Source organism: Mesorhizobium sp. M7A.F.Ca.CA.003.01.2.1, assembly GCF_003998945.1.
GTDB classification, from domain to species: Bacteria; Pseudomonadota; Alphaproteobacteria; order Rhizobiales; family Rhizobiaceae; genus Mesorhizobium; species Mesorhizobium ciceri.
Genome location: NZ_RZRA01001162.1, coordinates 1 through 1,480, shown reverse-complemented (window position 1 = coordinate 1,480; position 1,480 = coordinate 1). Strand labels below are relative to the sequence as shown.

The window sequence follows — 1,480 nt, the reverse complement described above, 5'->3', positions numbered from 1 at the left end:
CCCCCAGCGGGTCGGCCAGCGCGATCTTCACATCCTTGCTTTTCGCCTTCAGCCCAAAGGCGACGCCGGCCAGCGTGCCGCCGGAACCGACCGCCGAGACAAAGCCATCGACCTTGCCGCCGGTCTGGCTCCAGATTTCCTCTGCTGTGGTGCGGATATGGCCGTCACGGTTGGCAACATTGTCGAACTGGTTGGCCCAGATGGCGCCGTTCGGCTCGGTCCGCGCCAGTTGCTCGGCCAGCCGCCCCGACAGTTTCACATAATTGTTGGGGTTCTTGTAGGGCACGGCAGGCACTTCGATCAGTTCGGCACCGAGCAGCTTGATCGTGTCCTTCTTCTCCTGGCTCTGTGTGTCGGGAATGACGATGACGGTGCGATAGCCGAGCGCCTTGGCGACCAGCGTCAGCCCGATGCCGGTGTTGCCCGCCGTTCCCTCGACGACGACACCGCCGGGTCTCAGCAGCCCACGCTGCTCGGCATCGCGGATGATGAACAGGCCGGCGCGATCCTTGACCGACTGGCCCGGATTCATGAATTCGGCCTTGCCCAGGATCTCGCAACCGGTTTGTTCCGAAGCTTTGTTGAGGCGGATCAAAGGCGTTTTGCCGATCGCGTCGATCACAGAACGGGGCATTCAGGATTCCTTGTGTAGGTGCGCCGAAACCCTAGAAACCCGAAGCTGCAGTTTCAAGGCAAGAATTTGTCTGGTCCAGTCGCATTTGCGGTACTGTAATTGCGTCAGCGCTTCCCGAAACCGACCTCTTGCGCCACAGCTCATTTTCCGGCTGACGTTGAAAAGCAGCTTTTCATTCGATTTCTTCATCGCTAGAGCAAAGCACCAACAAGTCGACAGGGCGCAGCATGACACTCTACCGGGCCAACCCGAAGCACGGCGTCGCCTGGATCACGGGCGGATCGAGCGGCATCGGCCGTGCCTTGGCCAGGGATCTTGCTTCCCAGGGCTATGCCGTCGCGGTGACGGCGCTCGACGACGATCCGATCGACACGCTTGTCGTCGAGACCGCGCAGATGCCGGGCAGCGTCACGGCCTTTCCCTGCGACGTCACCGACGAGCCGCGCATGGCAAGAACCGTCGCCGCGATCGAGAAGGAGCTCGGTCCCATCGTGCTCGCCATCTTCAATGCTGGGAATTACATTTCGACGCCGGGGGAGAATCTTGTCGTCAACGACTTTCGCCGGTCCTTCGAGGTCAATTATTTCGGCATCATCAACGGCCTCGTGCCTGCGGTCGAACGCATGCGTGTGCGGGCGCGCGGCCATGTCGTGCTGGTCGGCTCCGTGACATCCTATTTCGGCTGGCCGACAACGGCCGCCTATGGCGGCACCAAGGCGGCCATCAACATCCTGGCCGAGTCGCTGAAGTATGATTTCGACAAGATGAACGTGCGTATCCAGGTGTTCAACCCAGGCTTCATCGACACCCCGCTGACCGAGAAGAACATGCTGCCGATGCCGGGAC

The 1,480-nt window shown here is 61.1% G+C and carries 2 protein-coding genes; one reads left to right on the top strand and one right to left on the bottom strand.

All coding sequences use genetic code 11. The features are described 5' to 3' along the window. Window positions 1-634, bottom strand: a 634-nt coding sequence (locus EN969_RS30800; protein WP_127419722.1) for a pyridoxal-phosphate dependent enzyme, incomplete at its 3' end; no start/stop codon positions are given. 227 nt (window positions 635-861) lie between these two features. Between EN969_RS30800 and EN969_RS30795 the strand changes: the two genes are divergently transcribed. Then, window positions 862-1,480 (top strand): SDR family NAD(P)-dependent oxidoreductase (locus EN969_RS30795; protein ID WP_127419721.1); only part of this gene is annotated, 619 nt, incomplete at its 3' end.